This is a genomic window from Oerskovia douganii (assembly GCF_015142735.1).
GTDB classification, from domain to species: Bacteria; Actinomycetota; Actinomycetes; order Actinomycetales; family Cellulomonadaceae; genus Oerskovia; species Oerskovia douganii.
In genome coordinates this window covers 35,610-54,604 of the sequence record NZ_JACSPN010000002.1, presented here as the reverse complement: position 1 = coordinate 54,604, position 18,995 = coordinate 35,610, and the positions used below count along the sequence as shown (strand labels likewise).

Here is an 18,995-nt window from a genome sequence, read left to right as displayed (position 1 = left end):
GCTCGCCCGACGCGCGTGGCGCCGTCGTGCAACGATGAGCCGTGCCCGAGACCACAGCAGCCCGGCCCTCCTCGACCGGACGCCGCGCCCTGGCCTGGGCCCTGCGCTCACCGTGGGCCCTCGTCGCGGGCTTCGTGCTCGTCCATGCCTGGCTGATCGTCGACGCCCAGACCTGGGGGTACCGGATCTCGGGCGACGTGCACCTCTACTGGTACTGGGCCCGCGCAGGGTGGGACCAGGGGACGTGGCCGGTGCTCGACTACGACTGGGTCTACCCCGTCGCCGCCCTGCTGCCCATCGCGGCGCCGGGCATCGTCGGCTCGTCGGTCGAGGCGTACTACGCCCAGTTCGTGGCCCTGATCGTCGTGCTGGACGCGGTCGCGCTGTGGTTCCTCGCCCGCCTGCCGGGCCGCGGCCGGATCGCGGCCTGGTGGTGGCTCCTGTTCCTCGTCGCGCTCGGTCCCATCTTCCTCGCCCGCCTCGACGGCGTCGCGGCCGCGCTGCTCGTGATCTCCCTCGCGGTCGCCGTCCGCCGCCCGGCCGTGGCGACCGCCCTCGCGACGTTCGGCGCGTGGGTCAAGATCGCCCCCGGCGCGGTGGTCGTGGCGCTGCTGACCACCGCGAGGCGCCCGTGGCGCACCGTGATCCTCCCGGGCGCGGTGGTCAGCGTGGCCGTCGTCGCGCTCGCCCTGGCCGGCGGGTCGGGTCCCAGGGTCCTCGGGGTGTTCGGGACCCAGGACGCGCGCGGCCTCCAGTCGGAGTCGGTGTTCGCCACGCCGTTCAGCATCCTGCGCCTCGTCGACCCCCGGTGGCGGGTCTGGATGAACCCGGACATCCGCACGCTCGAGATCCTCGGCCCGGGGACCATCACGACCGGACGCCTCCTCGACGTGCTGCTCGTCGTGGCGGTCCTCACGATCGCCGCGATCTCCTGGTGGGCGGCGCGGCGCCGCCCCGAGGTCCGCACCGACGTCCTCCTCCTGACCGTGACCGCGCTGCTGCTGAGCCTCATCGTCTTCAACAAGGTCGGCTCGCCCCAGTTCGTCGCGTGGATCGGGCCGCCCGTCGCCGTCGCGATCGCGCTCGCCGGGCCAGGAGCACGGTCCGTCTGGTCGCCGCCTGCCGTCGCCGTCCTGGTCACCGCTGTCCTGACCCAGGTCCTCTACCCGATCGCGTACTGGCAGTTCATGCTCAGCACGCCGTGGATCGTCCTGCTCGCCGCCGTGCGCAACGTCGCGCTCGTGGTCCTGTTCGTCGGGGCCGTGGTCCAGCTCGTGCGGCTGGGGCGCGGGCGACCGGCGGGCCTGTCCCCCGGGGTCCGGGCGGACCGTGAAGGCCTCCAAGACGCGCCCCGCGCGCCGGGTCAGCAGCCCGGGCCGACGCCCGGCTGATCTCCTCGTCCTGCGACGACCTCCTTGTCGACAACCTCCTAACGAGATTGATTCTCATTCTCTGCTACGGTGTGCACGTTCCGCCGCGCCCCGCGTCGGAACCTTCTGCCTACCGGAAGGACGGTGGGACCCGCCGGGGTCCCGTGACGCCATGACCAGCACCAGACACCGCAGCCTCACCCTGGGGATCGCCCTCGCCCTGCCTGCCGCCCTGCTCGCCGGGTGCGCCACGGACGAGGCCTCGCCCGCGGCCCCGGGCACCTCGGACCACGACCACGACGATCACGACGAGCACCGGGAGAGCAGCCACGGCACCGAGGCCGCGACCGACACCCCGCGCATCGCCCTCACCTACGACGGCGGCGTGGTCGTCCTCGACGGCACGAGCCTCGAGCAGGTCGCCGACCTCCCCGTCGACGGCTTCGCGCGGCTCAACCCCGCGGGCGACGAGCGCCACGTGCTCGTCTCGGCGGGCGACGCGTTCCGGGTCCTCGACCTGGGCACGTGGGGCGAGGCCCACGGCAACCACGCGCACTTCTACACCGCGGACCCGGCCTTCACCCAGGTCGAGGTCGCCGCGGACCACCCCGGTCACGTGGTGCACCACGCGGGCCGCACCGTCCTGTTCAACGACGGCTCGGGGCTCGTCGAGTCGTTCGACCCGCACGACCTCGCCGACGGCGCACCGACGACCAGCACCTACGTCACCCCGTCCCCGCACCACGGCGTCGCGGTCGAGCTCGAGAACGGGAACCTGCTCGTCACGGACGGCACCGAGGACGCCCGGTCGAGCGTCGTGGTCCTCGACAGCGGCCGCCACGAGGTCGCCCGCACCGACGCCTGCCCGGGCGTGCACGGCGAGGCCGTCGCCGCCGACGAGGCCGTGGTCCTGGGCTGCGAGGACGGCGTGGTCGTCCACTCGGGCGGCGAGCTGACCAAGATCGCGTCGCCCGACGCCTACGGCCGGATCGGCAACCAGGCCGGGTCCGAGGAGTCGCCCGTGGTCCTGGGCGACTACAAGACCGACCCCGACGCCGACCTCGAACGCCCCACCCGCGTCTCGCTCGTCGACACCGCGAGCCGGCAGATCACCCTGGTCGAGACCGGCGCGAGCTACTCGTTCCGGTCGCTCGGCCGCGGCCCGCACGGCGAGGCCCTGGTCCTGGGGACCGACGGCGCGCTGCGCGTCGTCGACCCCGGCACGGGCGCGATCACCAGCACGATCGCCGTCACGGGCGCCTGGACCGAGCCCGACGACTGGCAGTCCCCGCGCCCCACGCTGTTCGTGCTCGACCACACGGCGTACGTCACCGACCCGGCCACGAAGGCCGTGCACGCGGTCGACGTCGAGTCCGGTGAGGTCTACGCGAGCACCACGCTCGACGTCGTCCCGAACGAGCTGACGGGGGTCACGGGCCTCCCGGAGTGACCCCTGCCCGACGGCGCCGCCCGCCCGGGCGACCACCTCCCCGCGCGAGGTGGTCGCCCAGGTCGCGCCGCGCCGTCGGGCACCTCAGCGGGCGAGCGACTCCTCGAGGCGGTCCAGCAGACCCACCTGTCCCGCGACCACCAGGTCGCGCGCCCGCGCGAGCGGCACCCACGCCGCGCGGTCGAGCTCCGGGAACGTCGCCGTGCGACCCGACCGCGGCGGCCACTCCATCTCGAACGTGTTGCTCGACGCGGTGCTCGCGTCGAAGTCCGCGCGACGCCCCCACGCCCGGACCCGCTTGCCCGCACGCTGGCGGACCTCGCCCAGGTCGACCTCAGGTCCGTCGGGAGGCGCAGAACCCAGCTCCTCGGTGAACTCGCGGACCGCGGCGTCGTGCGCGTCCTCGTCCGGACCGACCTCCCCCTTGGGGATCGTCCACGCGCGCTCTTCCTTGCGCGCCCACAGGGGGCCGCCCATGTGCCCGAGCAGCACCTCGACCGCACCGGCGTCCACGACCCGGTAGAGGAGGAGGCCAGCGCTCGTGACCACGGCTCAGTACACCGCCGGGCGCGCCTGGAGCTCGGCGAGCACCGCCGGGTCCTGCAGGTTCATCCACGCGATGACGTCCTGGTACGTCGCGCAGATCGTCTCCGGCCTGCCGCACGTCTCCAGCATGAAGTCCTTCGCGGCGGGGTTGAACGCGTTGCCGCTCCACTGGTTGAAGTGGTTCGCCACGAGCACCGGCGCACGGTTGCCGCTGAACGCCGCGGTGTACATGTGCCGGTACGTCTCGAGCACCGCCGCACGGATCTCCGGGGCCCGCTCGGGCTGGTTCTGGGCCTTGTTGAACTTGTACCAGAAGTTGTAGTCCATGGCCATGACGCTGCCCAGCGTCGGGGAGCTCGTGGTCTGCATGCGGAACTCCCACACCCCGTACTCCTGCCTGGGCCACGCGATGCCGCTGCCGGGGATCGACGAGTCGTACGTCTGCCCGTGCGCGGCCCACGCCGGGGCGATCTGGTCCCAGTTCGCCTCGAGACACGGCGTCCGGCCACCCGTGACCTCGGTCGCGGGGACCCGCAGCGCGGGCGAGCCCTGGAGCCCGTTGATCTCCTGCCAGCCGTCCCAGAACCCGAAGAACTGGTCGAGCTCGCTGTTCCAGTCGGCCGTGCTCCACGCCGCCCCGCCCGGCGGGTTGTCCGCGCAGAAGTGGCCGTTGTAGTGCGTCCCGATCTCGTGGCCCTCCAGGTAGGCCGTGTTGAGGTCCCCCACGAGGGTCGTGACCGTGGCGGCGTCCCCTCCGAAGCTCACGGACGCCTTGCCCGTCGGGTGGCCGGGGCCCGTGTACGCGTCCCGGTGCTCGTCGGTGAGGAGATAGATGCCCGTCAGGAAGGCCGTGAAGCGCGCGTCGACCTGCGCGGCGGCCTCACGGAACTCGGTCCAGCGGTCGTGCCACCCCGCACCGTCGAACGAGAAGATGACGAACTGCGGCGGCGCCTGACCCGGCGCGAGCCTCGTCATGGGCACGTTCGACGCGGCGCGCGTGGGGGTCGGCGTGGGCGACGGGGTCGGCTTCGTGGGCGTGGGCGACGGGGCGGGCGTGGGCCGCTCCGACGACGAGGCCCCCACGGAGGGGCGCCCCGACGTCGGACCCGGGTCCGGCGAGGGAGATCCCGTGCAGCCCGCGAGCACCAGGCCGACCGCCGCGGCGGTCACGAGGAACGCCGCGCGACGCAGCCTCCCGACAGGACGAGCAGACGTCTCAGACACGGGCAGTCCTTCCGCGCGCGGGCAGTGCCCCCACGCTAGGGGAGACGGGGCCCGAGCGCCCGGGCGGCGCGGGTGACTGCGCTCAGGGTTCCGGGACGTCCTCGAAGACGCTCCCCGGGTTGCGCATCAAGGACGCCCGGTCCAGCGGCCACACCTTCGCGACCGCGGTACCCACCACGTTCTCGATCGGGACGAACCCCTCCCCGGGCTTGTCCCTGTTGTAGCGCGAGTCGCCCGAGTTCTGCCGGTTGTCCCCCAGCACGAACAGGTATCCCTCCGGCACGGTCACGTCGAACGGGACCTCGCTCGGCAGCGACCCCGGCTTGAGGTAGGTCTCGTCGATCGCGACCCCGTTCACGGAGACCCGACCCTGGTCGTCGCAGCACGTCACCTGGTCCCCGGGGAGCCCGATCACACGCTTGATGAGGTGCTCCCCCGCGTCGACCGGACGGATGCCGATGAACGTCAGGAACGCCTCGCCGGCCCGGACCAGGCCCGTCGACTCCGACTGCGGATCCTCCTCGAGCCAGCCCCCCGGGTCCTTGAACACCACGACATCACCGCGGTGCACGTCGAGGAACCGCGGGACGAAGCGCGACGCCAGCACCCGGTCGTTCTCGATCAGCGTGTCCTCCATGGACTCGCTCGGGATCACGAACGGCTGGACGACGAACGTCTTGATGAGGAACGAGATGACCAGCGCCGCGACGACGATGATGCCGACCTCGCGCGCGAACGACCAGCGGCGCCGGGTGGGGACGTGCCCGTCCGCGTCGCCGTCGCCGTCCGGGTCACCCTCGACGTCCGGGGCACCGGGGCCGCCGACGCCCGCGTCGCCACCCGGGCGCGGGGCCTGGTCGGCCGGTCCGTTCGCACCAGGTGCCGCCTTCTCGCCCGGGCCGCTCGTGGGCCGTGACGGGAAGACCGAGTCGACGTCCGGGGCTGCGGCGAAACCGCCCGAGGGTCTGGGCTGGTCGTCTTCGCGGTCTGCGTCGTTCGAGGTCACGGGGGACACTCTTCCACCTCCTGGTCGCACCGGCCGGTCGGTCTCGGGCGGCGCCCACGCACGAGACGGGTCCGGACAGCTCCTGCGGGACGCATCGGCGCAGGACGACGGCCCGGCGGCATCCTCGGGGCGCCCGGGCGGTGGGGCGCCGTGCGTGGGGCGGGCGAACGACGAAGGGCCCCGACCAGCGGTCGGGACCCTTCGTTCACGCGGTAGCGGTGAGATTCGAACTCACGGTGGACTTTCACCCACACACGCTTTCGAGGCGTGCTCCTTAGGCCACTCGGACACGCTACCCAGCCGAGAAGTCCCGGCTGCAGAAGGATACCCGCTCAGGGCGCCTGGACCGAATCGGGCACCCCGCGCGCCTGCCGGGCCCCTGGGAGGCCCGCCGTCGGACGCCCGGGCGCCCGCGCGGCGTCGGGCGCGAGGTGGACCCGCTCCGCGAACTCACATCCCCGGCTACCCGGGGTCAAAGGGACCTCACAGGTTCGGGCGGCTCCATGGGAGGAGTTCACTTCCCCGCCACCTGGAGGTCACCCGTGACCCAGCCCCCGCAGCTCGTGCTGTACCTCGTCGACCTGCTCGCCGTGCTCGTCCTGACGTTCGGCCTCTACTTCCCACGTCATCGGCGCCGCGACCTGGTCGTCGCGTACCTGGGGGTCAACGTGGGCGTCCTCGCGGTCGCGGCGACGCTCGCGAGCAGCACGGTGGGCGCAGGCCTGGGCCTGGGCCTCTTCGGTGTCCTGTCGATCATCCGCCTGCGGTCGACCGAGCTGTCCCAGCACGAGGTCGCGTACTACTTCGCGGCCCTCGCCCTGGGCCTCCTGGGCGGGCTCGGCGCGACCGCGGGCTGGCTCGGGGTCGCGGGCAGCGCCCTGATCCTCGTGGTCATGGCCGTCGCGGACCACCCGCGGCTGCTGAGCCGCCACCGCAGCCAGGTCATCGTGCTCGACCGCGCCTTCCCCGACGAGGCCGGCCTCGTGGCCCACCTCGAGCAGCTCCTGGGCGCGCGCGTCCACTCGGCCTCCGTGCAGCGTCTCGACCTGGTCGACGACACGACTCTCGTCGACGTCCGGTACGAGGTCGCGCGCGGCGGCGGCGTCGCGGCGGGCGCCGTCCCCGACGACGTCTCCGCGGCGCTCCCGGGCGCCCGCGCGGGGCAGGTGTCGGCATGACCGCGCTCCTGCCCGACGACGCCACGACCGACACCCTCGTCCCGCCGGGCGCGGGGTTCGCCCCCGTGCCGCTCGACGAGCTCGTCGCGTCGGCCTCGCTCCAGACGAGGATCGACCGCAAGTACGTCATGCGCCGGTCCGAGGCCGCTGCGGTGCTCGCCGACCTGGTCGAGCGCGAGCCGGGCGTGCGGGTCCTCGACATGGACGGCCGCCGGGACTTCGCGTACGAGTCGGTGTACTTCGACACCCCGGACCTGACGGCCTTCCACCTGGCGGCGCACCGCCGTCGGCGGCGGTTCAAGGTCCGCACGCGGACCTACCTGGACTCGGGCGAGGCGTGGCTCGAGGTCAAGACCCGGGCCGCGCGCGGCTCGACCGTCAAGGACCGGGTCGCGCACGAGCTCGAGGGCCGGCACGAGCTGGGCGCCGGTCGGCGCTTCGTCGCGGCCACGCTCGACGGCGCGTCGCTCTCCGCGGTGGCCGACCTGCCGCTCGCTGCCGGGCTCGTCACCCGGTACCGACGTTCGACGCTCCTGCTGCCCGGCGCGAGGCCCGGAGCCCCCGCGGCCCGCGCGACGCTCGACACGGGCCTGACGTGGCTGCTCGACGAGGGCACGCCCGCAGCTCGCACCGCGGCGGTCCCCGACCTCGTGGTCGTCGAGACCAAGACGGGGTCGACGCCGTCGTGCCTCGACCACCTCCTCTGGCGCAGCGGCCACCGGCCGCAGCGCATCTCGAAGTACGGCACGGGGCTGGCCGTCCTCCGCCCGGACCTGCCGGGCACCCGGTGGCGGCGCGTCGTCCGCCGCTACGTCGAACCCTCCCTGACCACCTCTCACGACAGGAGCACCTGATGCGAGTCCGCCGACCCACCACCGTCACGACCGCGGTCCTGACCGCGACCCTCACCGCCGCCGCTCTCGTCGGCTGCGACGCCGACACCGGCACGAGCAGCACCACGAGCGACGCCGCCTCCACCACCACGGCCTCCGCGGACGTCGCCGGGCTGACCCCCGAGCAGGCCATGGCGGACAACGCCGACCCGCACGCCTCCGGCGCCGACGACGAGGACCTCACCTGGGACGAGTCCGAGGAGGTCGCGATCTCGCTCGACGGCGAATCGGCCCAGGCGGACGGCGACGGCGTGAGCGTCGACGGCTCGACCGTCACGATCACCCAGCCCGGGACCTACCGCGTCACGGGCACCCTGACCGACGGGCAGCTCGTCGTCGCCTCGTCGGGCGACGGCGTGGTGCGCCTCGTGCTCGACGGTGCGAGCATCACGACCTCGACCACCTCGGCCCTGGTCGTGGACGACGCCGCGAGCGCCGTCGTCGTCCTGGCCGACGGCTCGACCAACCACCTCGAGGCCACCGGTGCAGCCGCGGACGCCGATGCGGACGCCAGCACCGACGAGCCCGACGGCGCGCTATTCTCCTCGGCCGACCTGACGATCGGCGGAACGGGCGCGCTCGACGTGGTCAGCGCCGCGACCGACGGGATCGTGAGCAAGGACGGCCTGGTCGTCGCCGGGGGCGCCCTCACGGTCGACGCAGGCGACGACGGTGTGCGCGGCAAGGACTACCTGGTCGTGACCGACGACACGTCGGTCACCGTGACCGCGGCGGCCGACGGTCTCAAGTCCACCAACGCGGACGACGAGACCATGGGCTACGTCGCAGTGCTGGGCGGGACCGTCGACGTCACGGCAGGCGACGACGGGATCCAGGCGGAGACCGACGCGATCGTCGCCGACGCGACCGTGACGATCGCCGCGGCGGGCGGCCCCGGCACCGAGGTCTCCGAGGACGCCTCCGGCAAGGGCGTCAAGGGCACGGTCGGGGTCGTGGTCGGCGGTGACGCGACCATGGACGTCACCGCGGCCGACGACGGGCTGCACTCCGACGGCGCCGTGTCCGTCTCGGGCGGCGACATCGCGCTCGCCTCGGGCGACGACGGCGTGCACGCCGAGGGTGACCTCACGGTCACGGACGGCACGCTCACCGTCAGCGAGTCGGTCGAGGGCCTCGAAGGGGCCACGGTCACGCTCGCGGGCGGCGACGTCGACGTCACCGCGTCCGACGACGGCGTGAACGCCGCGGGCGGGACGAGCACGGACACCACGACCGACGGCACCACCACCCAGGGCGGCACCACCACCGACGGCACCGCGCCGCAGGAGGGCCAGGCACCCGAGGACTTCACTCCCCCGGCCGACGGCGAGCGGCCCGCCCTGCCCGACGGGACGACCCCCGGCGACGGCACGGGCGAGGAGCCGCCCGCGATGCCCGACGGCGAGATGCCGTCCGGCGAGCGGCCCGCGATGCCCGACGGCGCAGCGCCCGACGCGCAGCAGGGCGGCCAGGGCGGCACCCCCGGCGGTGAGAGCGCCGACACCGGCGACCACTGGATCAAGATCACGGGCGGCACGCTCGTGGTCGACGCCGGTGGTGACGGCATCGACAGCAACGGCACGCTCGAGATCACGGGCGGCACGACCGTGGTCCAGGGCCCGACCGACGCGGGGAACGGCGCGCTCGACGTCGACGGCACGTTCACGATCACGGGCGGCACGCTGCTCGCGGCGGGCAGCGTCGGCATGGCCGTCGCCCCCGACGCCGACTCGTCGCAGGGCTGGGTCGCGGCGAACCTCGACCAGACGGCCACCGCCGGGACCGTGGTCCACGTCGTGACCGACGACGGCACGACCCTCGTGTCCTACGAGGTCACCAAGGACACCGCCAACGTCGTGTACTCGTCGCCCGACGTCGAGACGGGCGAGACGTACGTCTTCCAGACCGGCGGGTCCCTCGGCGCCCCCGGCGCCGCGGGGCTCTCGGAGGACGGCAGCACCGACGGCGCCACTCAGGCCGCGTCAGCGGTCGCGGGCGAGTTCGCGGGCGGCGGCATGGGAGGCATGGGCGGCGGCGGTCGTGCTCCCGGGGCCGACGGCTCGTCCGGCTCGACCGGGACCACGGGCGGGACGACCACGAGCGGCGCGTGACGCCGTCGGGCACCCACCGGGACGCAGCAGGGGTGCCGCACCCGACGGTGCGGCACCCCTGCCGGCCCCGGAACGCCCCGGGGCCGTGCTCACGCAGACGTCATGCCGAGCAGGGACGCCCCGCGTCCCACGCGCCCCACACGTCGGTCCCGGGCACCTCGCCACGGGTCCACCACTGCGCGGTGTGGTTCACGCCCGCACGGGAGACGACCGCGCCGCCCGCGTAGGTGGCCCCGAGCGAGAACGCTGGCGCGCACTTCACGACCTCGACCACGGGAGCCGTGCCGCACGGGCCGATCTTCTGCCACGGGCTGCCCGACGTCGCCGCCGGGGCCGTGCCGCGCGTCCACCACTTGGCCTTGTACTCGGTGCCGTCGTGCGAGACCACGTCACCCGAGGTGTAGACGCCCGAGCCGTACCACGGGGCGGCGCACCGGGCGTCGACCTGCGGTCCAGGCGTGGACGCACGCAACGTCGAGCCGAGCGTCGAGCCCAGCTCGTTCTTGTAGTCACCCGTGAGGTCCCACCACATGGCACCGCCGTAGCCCTGGACCGCCAACCACTCGGCCTTCGCGTTCACGGACGCCTTGTCGTCGTAGCTCCACCACTGGTCGCCGTCGTAGCGCCACGAGGCGCCGATCTTCGGGTCGAAGTACGCGGTGCCGACCGTCCGCAGCTCGGCGTACGTCTTGGTGCCGATGTAGCCCGCTGCCGGCTTCCAGCCCGCGCTGCCGTCCGCGACGCCGTACCAACCGTGGCCGTAGGCCGCGAGGCCCGCGTTGAGCTGCAGCGGGTCCGCGCCCGCCTTCACGTACATGCTCATCGCACCGTCGAGGCCCAGGCCCCAGTTCTCGGCGCCGTCCGGGTGCAGGTTGCCCTGGTGCCCGGTCTTGTCGGGGACCCAGCCCCCGTGGAAGTCATAGCCCTGGACGTTGAGGAAGTCGACCACCGCGAACAGGCGCGGGTCGAGCCAGCCGCCCTGCCCCGCGTTCCAGCCGCCGGCGGGGGCGAAGCCCGTCAACAGGTAGTCCTGCCCGCTCTGGGCTCCCAGCGCGTCGAGCGAGCTGCGGAACTCCTCCATGAGGAGCAGGAAGTTCTCCTTGTCCTCGGGGCGGGCGTTCGCGGTCTCACCACCGGTGACAGGCCACTCCCAGTCGATGTCGATGCCGTCGAAGATACCGGCGGCCGCACCCGCACCCCCCTTGTCGCCGATCTTCGGCAGGTTGCCCTTGATGTAGATGTCCAGGCACGAGTCGACGAGCCTCGTGCGCCCCTCGGCCGTCGAGGCCGCCTCGGAGAAGTTGTCCGACCAGGTCCACCCGCCGAGCGACACGAGGATCTTGGTGTCGGGGCTGACGGCCTTGAGCTTGCGGAGCTGGTTGAAGTTGCCGGCGAGGGCCTGCCCCGCCTTGTCGGCCTTGCCGTCCACGGACTGCTTGGCCGGGACCAGGCGCAGGAAGTCGTTCTGCGCATCCCCCTCACCGGGAACCTGGTTGATGTCGCAGACGAGGTCCGTCGTGACGTTTCCGAACGCGTAGTTGAGGTGCGTCAGGTCCTTGATCGCGCCGGTCGAGACCAGGTTGGCGACGTGGAAGTTCCTGGTGATCGGGCCGTCGGCCATGAAATAGCCGACGCTGCGGTAGCCGTTGATGTCGTCGGGCCCGGCGGACGTGACGACGGGCTTGGCGGTGGGGGTGGCGGCCTGCGTCGCGGGGGCCGCGGCGAGTGATGCCGCGAGCACCGCTGCGGCGGCGATCGCTACCGGCGCGAGCCGGCGTCGTGGTGCGTTCATTGAGGGCCTCGTTGCTCTCCTCCGGGCACGCCCGGAACTTTGTTCGGACGCCTCGCACACTAGCCGTGGCGCATTGCTTTGCCAAGACCCTTAACCAATCACCCAGCCGTGTTGCGCCTTTGGCCCGATTTGCCCTTGGACGGGTGTCCAACTCGCCCGTTTCGCGCGGGCCGCCGCACGTCACACCGCTTCTTGTGGAACCTTCCGGCAGGGCCGTCGTACCCTCGAAGGGTGGCTCAGCAGACCTCAGGATCTCCCGTGACAGAGCCCTCGCTCGACGACGTCGTCCACCTCCTGCGCGGAAAGCGGCTCACCGCACTGACCGGCGCGGGCATCTCGACGGACTCCGGCATCCCCGACTACCGCGGGCCCGACTCCCCGCCCCGCAACCCCATGACCTACCAGCAGTTCGTCGGCGACGAGGCGTTCCGCCGCCACTACTGGGCGCGCAACCACGTGGGCTGGCAACGCGTGCACCGCACGCACCCCAACGCCGGGCACAAGGCCCTGGTGCGGCTCGAGGAGCTAGGCGTCCTCGAGGGGATCATCACCCAGAACGTCGACCTCCTCCACGAGGACGCAGGCTCGCGCAACGTCATCGACCTGCACGGCCGCTACGACCGCGTGATCTGCCTGTCGTGCAGACGCGTCATCTCGCGCGAGCACCTCGCCGAGCGGCTCACCGAGCTCAACCCCCACTTCCTCGAGAGCGTCGGCGACCTCGCCGACGTCGAGACCGCCCCCGACGCCGACGCCGTGATCGAGTCGACCGCACACTTCGTGCCCGCCGCGTGCGAGTTCTGCGGCGGGATGCTCAAGCCGGAGATCGTGTACTTCGGCGAGAACGTGCCCCGCGAGCGCGTCGAGCGCGCCTACGCCATGGTCGACGCCGCCGACGCGCTGCTCGTCGCCGGGTCGTCGCTGACCGTCATGAGCGGGCTGCGGTTCGTCAAGCACGCCGTGAAGAACGACAAGCCCGTCGTGATCGTCAACCGCGGTGCGACCCGTGGCGACCCGCTCGCCACCCTCAAGCTCGAGGCCGGGGTCTCCGAGACGCTCGAAGCGCTGGCCGACCGGCTCTGAGCCGGCGGGCCGCAGGGCGGGCGCCGGGCGGCCGGGGGCCGGGGCGGGCGCCGGGGACCGGGGCGACCTGCCCGACCCACCCTGCCCGGGCAGGTCCTACCGGGACAGGCCCCGTCCCGACGGCCGCCCGACCTCGATCCCCTCGACGTCGTACACGAGGCCGTCCGGGGTGCGCACACGCACCGTCACGAGGTCACCCGGCTCGATCTGCGTCCCGTCGTCGTCCGCGTCGAAGTACCACGTGAAGCCGGCGGCACCGCCGCCGCGCAGGCGCGTCCCCCGGTCCTCGGAGCCGGGTTCGACGGGAGGGAGGGGGGAGATCTCCCGACCCGCGCGCACCAGCGCGACCTCCGGCGGCCGGACCTCGACGACGCCCTCGCTCTCCGGCACGGTGACGGCCAGGCTCACCCTCACCGCGGCCGAGGAGTCCCACCTGACCGACGGCGCTCCGTACGTGGCGCCGTCGGGCCCGAGCACCGCCACGTCGTCGCTCACCGTCTCCCCCTCCTCGACCGGCACGACCGGGAGCGGCGCCTCGGTCGACGACGGGACCGGCTCGGGGGCGGGCGTCCTGTCCCACAGCAGGGAGACGCCCACCACGCCCAGGACGGCCAGCACGAGGTAGGCGACGGCCTTCGGACGGACGCGTGCCGAGGACATCAGCCCGCCTGTGCCGCGTCGAGGCCCCTCGACCGGGTGCGCAGAAGACCGATGCCCGTGGCGACCACTGCGGCGACGAGGACCTGACCCAGTGCGGCCAGCACGAGGCCGTCGGACCCGGCGTCGAACGCGGACAGGTACCACCACGTCACGAAGAAGGCCCCGACCGGGATCGGCGCCGCCGCCACGCCCCACGACCACCAGGCGCGATCGCGGGCAGCGGGGACGGCCAGACCGGCTCCCGCGCCGCACAGGAGAGCGGCGAGCATCCACGGCACCCACGTCCACGACAGGACGAGCTCGCGCTCCCCCGCGCGCATCAGCACCTGGAGAGCGAAGCCCGCAGCGTACTCGCCGACGAGGAACCCGACGAGCGCCCAGACCCAACCGCGCAGGAGACCGCCCAGCCGAGGCGCCCTGGTCGGCTGGTCCGCCTCTCGCGTCGCGACCCTCACCCGGTCACCTCGAGGCTCTCGTCGATCGCGGCGACCAGGTCGGGGTCCAGGTCCTTGCCCGTGAGCTGCGCCATCACGACGTGGTCCTCGTCGTCCGCCAGACCCCACAGCACGCCCTCGTACGTCCCGTCCTCGCCCTCGTAGGTGAAGTCGACCCGGTCCCGGAGGAGGTGGTTCTGCTCCTCGTCGGTCTCGGGGCCGTCCACGATCCTGAAGCCCGGGAAGCCACCGACCTGAGCCGAGGCGATGACGCTGCTCGTGGCGACGAGCGCATCCGTCTCGCCCCACTCGGGAGCCAGGAGGAGCTGCACCGTCGCGGCGTCGCCCTCGGCGTCCTGGTAGGACTCGGTCCAACGGTCCGTCACCTGACCGCCCTCGACCCACCCCTCCGGGACGGCCACCCGCATCCAGCCCGTCTGCACCTGCTCGTACCCCTCAGGAATGCCGTCGCCCGAGCACCCTCCGAGGGCCACGGCCGCCACGAGGGCTGCGGTCGTCGCACGTGCTCGTCTTCCGAACTGCATCGCTGCTCTCTCCTTCTGGGACCTCCGGGTCACGTGGTCAGCCACCGATGCACACCGCGTCGTCCACCCACGGTCGGACCGCGTCCGCCTGGGGGGCGCCGAGGAAGTGCGCCTTGACCGCCGTGGCCGTGGCCTCCTCCATGCTGAAGTTGAACCCGAGCTGGAGTCCCGCCTTCACGGCCGCACCGAACGCGAAGCCGTCCTGGATGTTCTCATACTCGACCCGGCTCACCGTGGCCTTCTCGTACAGGAGCTGGGAGAACGGGTCGTCGGACGGCTTGTCCGGGACCACGGCCGAGAGCGGGATGCGCAGCGCGTCGCCACGCTCGGCCAGCCACGCGTCGACCTGGGCGCGGTTGGAGTCGTCGACCACGAGCGTCGTGGTGGTCATGACCGAGCTGCCCTCGGCCGTCCCCGCCCCACCGTTGACCTGCTCGAACGTGGCGTTGCCCAGCTGCCCCTCCAGCGAGCTGGCGCCGACGGTCTTGAACACGATCTCCGTGACGTCCTTGTTCTTGTCCCGCTTCACGGAGAACGCGGCCTCGCCGCTCAGGCTTCCCGTCCCGGATCCCGCCACGAGCTCGATGCCCGCCGCACCGCTGCCCTTGAGCTGGTAGTTGTAGGTCACGTCCCCGTTCGAGCTGGTCTCCACGACCACCTCGCCCGAACCGTCGAGGGAGAAGCTGAGCCCCAGGTTCGGGTCGAGGAACTCCTCCTTCCCGTCGGCGTCCTTCTTCCCCGTGGGCTCCCGGAGCCCGATCCCTCCGTCGAGCGCAGCCTCGAGGCCGATGGTCGTGAACTTGACGGTCGGAGGCTTGGGCGCGTCCACGAACCCGCCCATCCCCTTGATGGCCCAGGCGCCACCCTCCTGCTTGAGCATCTCCTGCTGCATCAGGTAGTCGTCGAGCTGGGAGCGCATCGTGTCGTACTCGGCCTTCGACGTGAACTCCCAGGTGTCGCCGTAGCCGAACGTCAGGCCACCGCCGAAGTCGACGTCCGCCCCGCCCTTGGTCTCGCTGCCGAGCTTGCCGATGTTGAACGTGGCACCGGCACCACCCTCGGCACCGAGCGCACCGCCGTCCGTGACCGTCACCTTGACGCTGCCGTCGGCCTGCTCCTGCACGATGAACCCGGAGTTCTCACCGATCGTGACGAACGCGATCTTGATCTGCGCGGAGTACGACTCGTTCTTCTCGGAGAGCATGCACACCGGCGGTTGGAAGTCCTTGTCCTGCTGCGGCGCCGCGGCGTCCGTCACGGTCCCGCACGACGCCCCGCTGCCCGACACCGCGGTCACGACCTTGCACAGCTCGATCGCGATCCGGTCACCGACCTTGAAGGTGGTGAAGACGAGGATCAACGCCGTGACGAGGACCACCGCGACGGCGACGACACCGAACGTCTCGATCGTCGACGCGCCACGCTCGCCCTGGCCACGAACCGTGCGCGCACGGCGCGGCCTCGTCATCTGTCCCACGGTGGTTCACTCACTCCCCGTGCCGGGTGACCGGCACGTTCTCGATCGCGGGCAGGTCGGGGATCTCCACGGTCACGGTCTCCGTCGCCGGATCGAGCGCCGGGAGCACGCAGGTCTGCGGGAACTTCTCGGCCTCGAGCGACTTGGGCTTGGCGGAGCACGTCTGGAAGGCGCTCTCGCCCTTCTCGCGGTCCGCCTCCCGGTAGCTCGAGAGCCGCTGCTGGGACTCGGGGTCGACGACCGCCAGCCCCTCCACGTAAGCGAGGTTCCAGTCCGCTCCCGCGAGCGAGTACGCCTCGAGCCGGATCGTCTGCCCGTCCCCCGAGGCGAGGGTGAACCGTACGAGCGTCCGGTCGGGGTAGGCGTCGACCGAGAGCGCGTCCGCGACGACCGAGCGCGTCGTCCCGCCACCCACCGGGACGTCCCCGGTGGCCGTGCCGACCGGGGTCGCGTCCTCGGCCGCGGACAGCGCGAGCGCGAGCTCCTCGGCCGAGACCTCCGGAGCGGTCGACGGTGACTCGGAACCCGCGGTCTGCCGAGGGCCGCCCGACGCGTCGGGCGCCTCCGGGCTGCCCGTGCATGCGGACAGGGTCACGAGGGTCACCAGCAGCCCCCCGAGCACGGTCCCGTGCTTCCTGACGTTCATCGCTTCCCTTCCTGCACGGAGTAGACGACCGTGACCCGCCGGTTCGCCTGCTGGCCCTCGGCCGAGGAGTTGCTCGCGACCGGCTCGGTCTCGCCCTTGCCCAGGGCCTCGAGCGTCACCTCGTCGCCGACGGCGGGCTGGAGCGCCGCCAGGACCGCCGCGGCGCGCTGCTCGGAGAGCACCTGGTTGTCGGCGTCCGTCCCGTCGGAGTCGGTGTGCCCCGTGATGACGACCTGGCCCGTCCCCCGGGCCGCGATGTCGGCCGCGACGTCGGCGAGCGTGGTCTGCGCACCCGGGGAGAGCGTGGCCGAGGCCTTGTCGAAGACGACGTTGGCGTCGAGCGTCACCGCCACCTGCTCGACCGTCTCCTCGGTCGCCGCGACCTGCTCGAGGTCGGAGGTGCGCCGGCTCAGACCGAAGACCGCCCCGTCGATCCCCGCTGCCGCGATCTGGTCGCTCGACGGAAGCTCCGGCCAGCCCTGGCCGAGCAGGACCGCGGGCTCCTCGGCGACAGGGGTCAGGGCGCCCTCGCCGACGGGCACCCCCGCGACGACGTCCCGGCCGATCCGCACGTCCACGGACGTCAGTCCTTCAGGGAGCTCGGGGAACAGCGCGAAGGCCACCGCGAGCTCGTCAGGACCGGCCTGGAGGTCCTTGGACGCCGACGTCAGCGCCGCGCCGTCGGCCACGAGCGGCCGGTACCCCTGCAGGCCTGCGACGTCCACGAGGGCGACCGCCGACGCCATGTTGTACCCGTAGACCGTCGGGTCCTGGAGATCGGTCGGGAAGGCGTTCGTGCCCCCGGTGCCGATGCCCTTGGTCTCCTCGGTGAGGGAGTAGTACAGCGCGGTCCCGCCGTCGACGCGGTAGACGCCGTGGACGATGCCTCGGACCACGGGATCGTCCCCCAGGCCGAAGGACGGGTAGGAGAACGTCCCGTGCAGCGGGACGTCGGTGCCGTCGACACGGACCACGCCGCGAGCGAGGTCGAGGTCGGTGCCGGAACCCGAGGGCTCCGTGTCGGACGAGCCGGCCGTCGCGACCTGCCCTCCGGCCAGCACCGCGACGAGAGCCACGGGGACCACCATCCACCTGCGAGCAACCCTCATGGTCGTTCCTCCTTGACTCTCCGGCCTCTGCAGGCACCTTGCTGAAGCATCCCGTCCACCCGGCCCGGCTACGGCGGTGGGTCGACGAGCCGCGGGGTCGCGGCCTCGACGACCCGCTGACGCGCCTCCGCCAGCACGTCGCGCAGATCGTCGCCGGACACGCGGCGGACGCCGTCGCAGCCGAACGAGTAGACCCAGTCGGTGTACTCGGGCGGCGGAGGTTCGGTCGGCGTCGGGGACGGGGTGGGTGTGGGGCTCTCGGACGGGCTCGGGTCGGGGGTCGGCTCCGGCGTCGGCTCGGGCTCCGGCTCGATCTCCTCGCGATCCGCGCTGACCCAGCAGGTCGACAGGTCGATCCCCAGGCGTGCCCGCGCGCTCGACTCGGTCCGCCCCCCGCCCGGCGCCGGCTCGAGCAGCCGGGCCCGCACGGTCACGGTGCCGCCCCGCACGTCGTACGCGTACCACGCCGGCAGGACCTCGCCGTCGTTCCTGTGCGCGTAGTCGTTCGCCGCGGAGTACCCCATGGACGGCAGCGGTGACCGCGTCGGCCACCACGTGCCACCCAGGTCGTTCCCGCCGGTCAGGTCGCGCACCGGGACTCCGGCGAGCTCGTCGAGGAAGTGCTCACGCACCCGCTCGGCCCCGGCGAGCGCGGCCGCGTCGGCGACCGTGCGTGCCCTGCCCCCCTGCTCGGTCCCGCGCAGGAGCGGGAGAACGGCCACCAGGGCGACCGCGAACACGACGACGAGGACCGTGGCCAGCAGACCGCTGGAGGCCAGGCCCTCGTCGCCGTGCAGGCGTCGACGCGTCACTAGTTGATCTGGTCCAGCTGCTCCTGGATCTTCCCGCCGAGGTCGAAGCCGCGGAACACGGCGATCAGTGCGACGACCAGGAGCACGGCCACGACGATCACACCGAGGTACTCGATCGAGCCCTGACCCGCCTCGCGGGCCTCGAGCGACTTCTGCAGACGGATCTTGGCCTTGACGAATGCACGGGTCATGAGAGTTCTCCTCGTGGGTCCAGGTCTGAACGGGTCCATCACCGTTCACGACTCCACGAACCCTACGGAGGCCACCCTGCGCTCGGCCCGGGCCCAGGGGCCCAGACCTGGGCCTAATCATCGCGGTCCCACGGGCCCAGCCACGCCAGGATCGCCTCCGAACGGTTGCGCACCTGCATCTTGGCGAACACGCTGTTGATGTGGTTCTTCACGGTCTTCTCGGCCACGAACAGCCGCGCGGCGATCTCCGGGTTGGTGCAGCCCTCTGCCAGGAGGGTGGCCACCTCCGCCTCCCGGGCGGAGAGCCCGAAGTCCGGCCTGCCGACCTCCCGGGCCGGTGCCACCGCGAGCGTCGACCGCATCGCGGCCACGGCCGGTGCCGAGAGGGGGAAGGCGCCGTCGTCCACCATGAGGATCGACCGCTCCAGGCCGGTCGCCGTGAAGTGCCCGTGCACGAGGTACCCGAGG

Annotated in this window: 19 protein-coding genes and 1 tRNA gene; 6 read left to right on the top strand and 14 right to left on the bottom strand. The window is 72.6% G+C overall.

What is annotated here, in order from left to right:
- Window positions 1-41 precede the first annotated feature (41 nt).
- Together H9623_RS01865 and aztD are read left to right on the top strand one after the other, a co-directional pair.
- Window positions 42-1,391, top strand: coding sequence for a hypothetical protein (locus H9623_RS01865; RefSeq protein WP_321575214.1), 1,350 nt, complete (start codon window positions 42-44; stop codon window positions 1,389-1,391).
- Between the two features lie 151 nt (window positions 1,392-1,542).
- On the top strand, window positions 1,543-2,820 hold the full coding sequence (aztD, locus tag H9623_RS01860) for a zinc metallochaperone AztD (RefSeq protein WP_193718405.1): 1,278 nt from the start codon (window positions 1,543-1,545) through the stop codon (window positions 2,818-2,820).
- An 84-nt stretch (window positions 2,821-2,904) separates the two neighbouring features.
- On the opposite strand, the gene H9623_RS01855 is transcribed toward aztD, so the two are convergent.
- From H9623_RS01855 to H9623_RS01840, 4 genes are all read right to left on the bottom strand, one after another.
- The gene (locus H9623_RS01855) at window positions 2,905-3,369 is read right to left on the bottom strand and encodes an NUDIX domain-containing protein (RefSeq protein ID WP_321575213.1); all 465 of its coding nucleotides are present in this window, start codon (window positions 3,367-3,369) and stop codon (window positions 2,905-2,907) included.
- Between the two features lie 3 nt (window positions 3,370-3,372).
- Window positions 3,373-4,590, bottom strand: coding sequence for a polysaccharide deacetylase family protein (locus H9623_RS01850; protein WP_193718404.1), 1,218 nt, complete (start codon window positions 4,588-4,590; stop codon window positions 3,373-3,375).
- Between the two features lie 82 nt (window positions 4,591-4,672).
- Entirely contained in the window at window positions 4,673-5,596 is a 924-nt protein-coding gene (lepB, locus tag H9623_RS01845; protein ID WP_193718403.1) for a signal peptidase I, read from the bottom strand.
- A 210-nt stretch (window positions 5,597-5,806) separates the two neighbouring features.
- Window positions 5,807-5,893 (bottom strand) — tRNA-Ser (locus H9623_RS01840).
- A gap of 245 nt (window positions 5,894-6,138) precedes the next feature.
- On the opposite strand from H9623_RS01840, the gene H9623_RS01835 reads away from it, so the two are divergent.
- Genes H9623_RS01835 through H9623_RS01825 form a run of 3 tightly spaced genes read left to right on the top strand, consistent with a single transcriptional unit; the run spans window position 6,139 to window position 9,778 of the window.
- Window positions 6,139-6,774, top strand: a complete 636-nt coding sequence (locus H9623_RS01835) for a DUF4956 domain-containing protein (RefSeq protein ID WP_321575212.1) — start codon at window positions 6,139-6,141, stop codon at window positions 6,772-6,774.
- A complete protein-coding gene (locus H9623_RS01830; protein WP_193718401.1) occupies window positions 6,771-7,628 on the top strand; it encodes a VTC domain-containing protein in 858 nt (285 codons plus the stop codon). The genes H9623_RS01835 and H9623_RS01830 overlap by 4 nt, the downstream gene beginning before the upstream one ends.
- Window positions 7,628-9,778 carry a carbohydrate-binding domain-containing protein gene (locus H9623_RS01825; RefSeq protein WP_193718400.1) on the top strand — a complete coding sequence of 717 codons (2,151 nt, stop codon included), beginning with the start codon at window positions 7,628-7,630 and terminating at the stop codon, window positions 9,776-9,778. Before H9623_RS01830 ends, H9623_RS01825 begins: the two co-directional genes overlap by 1 nt.
- 100 nt (window positions 9,779-9,878) lie before the next feature.
- On the opposite strand, the gene H9623_RS01820 is transcribed toward H9623_RS01825, so the two are convergent.
- Entirely contained in the window at window positions 9,879-11,570 is a 1,692-nt protein-coding gene (locus H9623_RS01820; RefSeq protein WP_193718399.1) for a glycosyl hydrolase family 18 protein, read from the bottom strand.
- 258 nt (window positions 11,571-11,828) lie between these two features.
- On the opposite strand from H9623_RS01820, the gene H9623_RS01815 reads away from it, so the two are divergent.
- Window positions 11,829-12,653, top strand: coding sequence for an NAD-dependent protein deacetylase (locus H9623_RS01815; RefSeq protein ID WP_193718398.1), 825 nt, complete (start codon window positions 11,829-11,831; stop codon window positions 12,651-12,653).
- A gap of 96 nt (window positions 12,654-12,749) precedes the next feature.
- Here H9623_RS01815 and H9623_RS01810 read toward each other — a convergent pair whose 3' ends face one another.
- From H9623_RS01810 to H9623_RS19740, 9 genes are all read right to left on the bottom strand, one after another.
- Window positions 12,750-13,313 (bottom strand): hypothetical protein, encoded by a 564-nt coding sequence (locus H9623_RS01810; protein WP_193718397.1) that lies wholly within the window; start codon window positions 13,311-13,313, stop codon window positions 12,750-12,752.
- Entirely contained in the window at window positions 13,313-13,768 is a 456-nt protein-coding gene (locus H9623_RS01805) for a hypothetical protein (RefSeq protein WP_193718396.1), read from the bottom strand. The genes H9623_RS01810 and H9623_RS01805 overlap by 1 nt, the downstream gene beginning before the upstream one ends.
- Window positions 13,765-14,292, bottom strand: coding sequence for a hypothetical protein (locus H9623_RS01800; protein WP_193718395.1), 528 nt, complete (start codon window positions 14,290-14,292; stop codon window positions 13,765-13,767). Before H9623_RS01800 ends, H9623_RS01805 begins: the two co-directional genes overlap by 4 nt.
- A gap of 37 nt (window positions 14,293-14,329) precedes the next feature.
- Window positions 14,330-15,760: a hypothetical protein gene (locus H9623_RS01795; RefSeq protein WP_193718394.1), complete on the bottom strand. Its 1,431-nt coding sequence runs from the start codon at window positions 15,758-15,760 to the stop codon at window positions 14,330-14,332.
- Between the two features lie 19 nt (window positions 15,761-15,779).
- Window positions 15,780-16,415 carry a hypothetical protein gene (locus H9623_RS01790; RefSeq protein ID WP_193718393.1) on the bottom strand — a complete coding sequence of 212 codons (636 nt, stop codon included), beginning with the start codon at window positions 16,413-16,415 and terminating at the stop codon, window positions 15,780-15,782.
- A complete protein-coding gene (locus H9623_RS01785) occupies window positions 16,412-17,524 on the bottom strand; it encodes an OmpA family protein (RefSeq protein WP_193718392.1) in 1,113 nt (370 codons plus the stop codon). Before H9623_RS01785 ends, H9623_RS01790 begins: the two co-directional genes overlap by 4 nt.
- A 68-nt stretch (window positions 17,525-17,592) precedes the next feature.
- Complete coding sequence (locus tag H9623_RS01780; RefSeq protein ID WP_193718391.1) at window positions 17,593-18,336, bottom strand: hypothetical protein; 744 nt, start codon at window positions 18,334-18,336, stop codon at window positions 17,593-17,595.
- Entirely contained in the window at window positions 18,336-18,527 is a 192-nt protein-coding gene (locus tag H9623_RS01775) for a hypothetical protein (protein ID WP_193718390.1), read from the bottom strand. The genes H9623_RS01780 and H9623_RS01775 overlap by 1 nt, the downstream gene beginning before the upstream one ends.
- 113 nt (window positions 18,528-18,640) lie before the next feature.
- On the bottom strand, window positions 18,641-18,982 hold the full coding sequence (locus H9623_RS19740) for a helix-turn-helix domain-containing protein (RefSeq protein WP_321575211.1): 342 nt from the start codon (window positions 18,980-18,982) through the stop codon (window positions 18,641-18,643).
- Window positions 18,983-18,995 lie beyond the last annotated feature (13 nt).

Bases quoted from the DNA above. Each gene is read 5' to 3' on its own strand.
- H9623_RS01795 (WP_193718394.1), bottom strand. From the start codon at position 15,760: ATGACGAGGCCGCGCCGTGCGCGCACGGTTCGTGGCCAGGGCGAGCGT.
- H9623_RS01800 (WP_193718395.1), bottom strand. From the start codon at position 14,292: ATGCAGTTCGGAAGACGAGCACGTGCGACGACCGCAGCCCTCGTGGCG.
- H9623_RS01830 (WP_193718401.1), top strand. From the start codon at position 6,771: ATGACCGCGCTCCTGCCCGACGACGCCACGACCGACACCCTCGTCCCG.
- H9623_RS01790 (WP_193718393.1), bottom strand. From the start codon at position 16,415: ATGAACGTCAGGAAGCACGGGACCGTGCTCGGGGGGCTGCTGGTGACC.
- H9623_RS01785 (WP_193718392.1), bottom strand. From the start codon at position 17,524: ATGAGGGTTGCTCGCAGGTGGATGGTGGTCCCCGTGGCTCTCGTCGCG.
- H9623_RS01825 (WP_193718400.1), top strand. From the start codon at position 7,628: ATGCGAGTCCGCCGACCCACCACCGTCACGACCGCGGTCCTGACCGCG.
- H9623_RS01775 (WP_193718390.1), bottom strand. From the start codon at position 18,527: ATGACCCGTGCATTCGTCAAGGCCAAGATCCGTCTGCAGAAGTCGCTC.
- H9623_RS01810 (WP_193718397.1), bottom strand. From the start codon at position 13,313: ATGTCCTCGGCACGCGTCCGTCCGAAGGCCGTCGCCTACCTCGTGCTG.
- H9623_RS01820 (WP_193718399.1), bottom strand. From the start codon at position 11,570: ATGAACGCACCACGACGCCGGCTCGCGCCGGTAGCGATCGCCGCCGCA.
- aztD (WP_193718405.1), top strand. From the start codon at position 1,543: ATGACCAGCACCAGACACCGCAGCCTCACCCTGGGGATCGCCCTCGCC.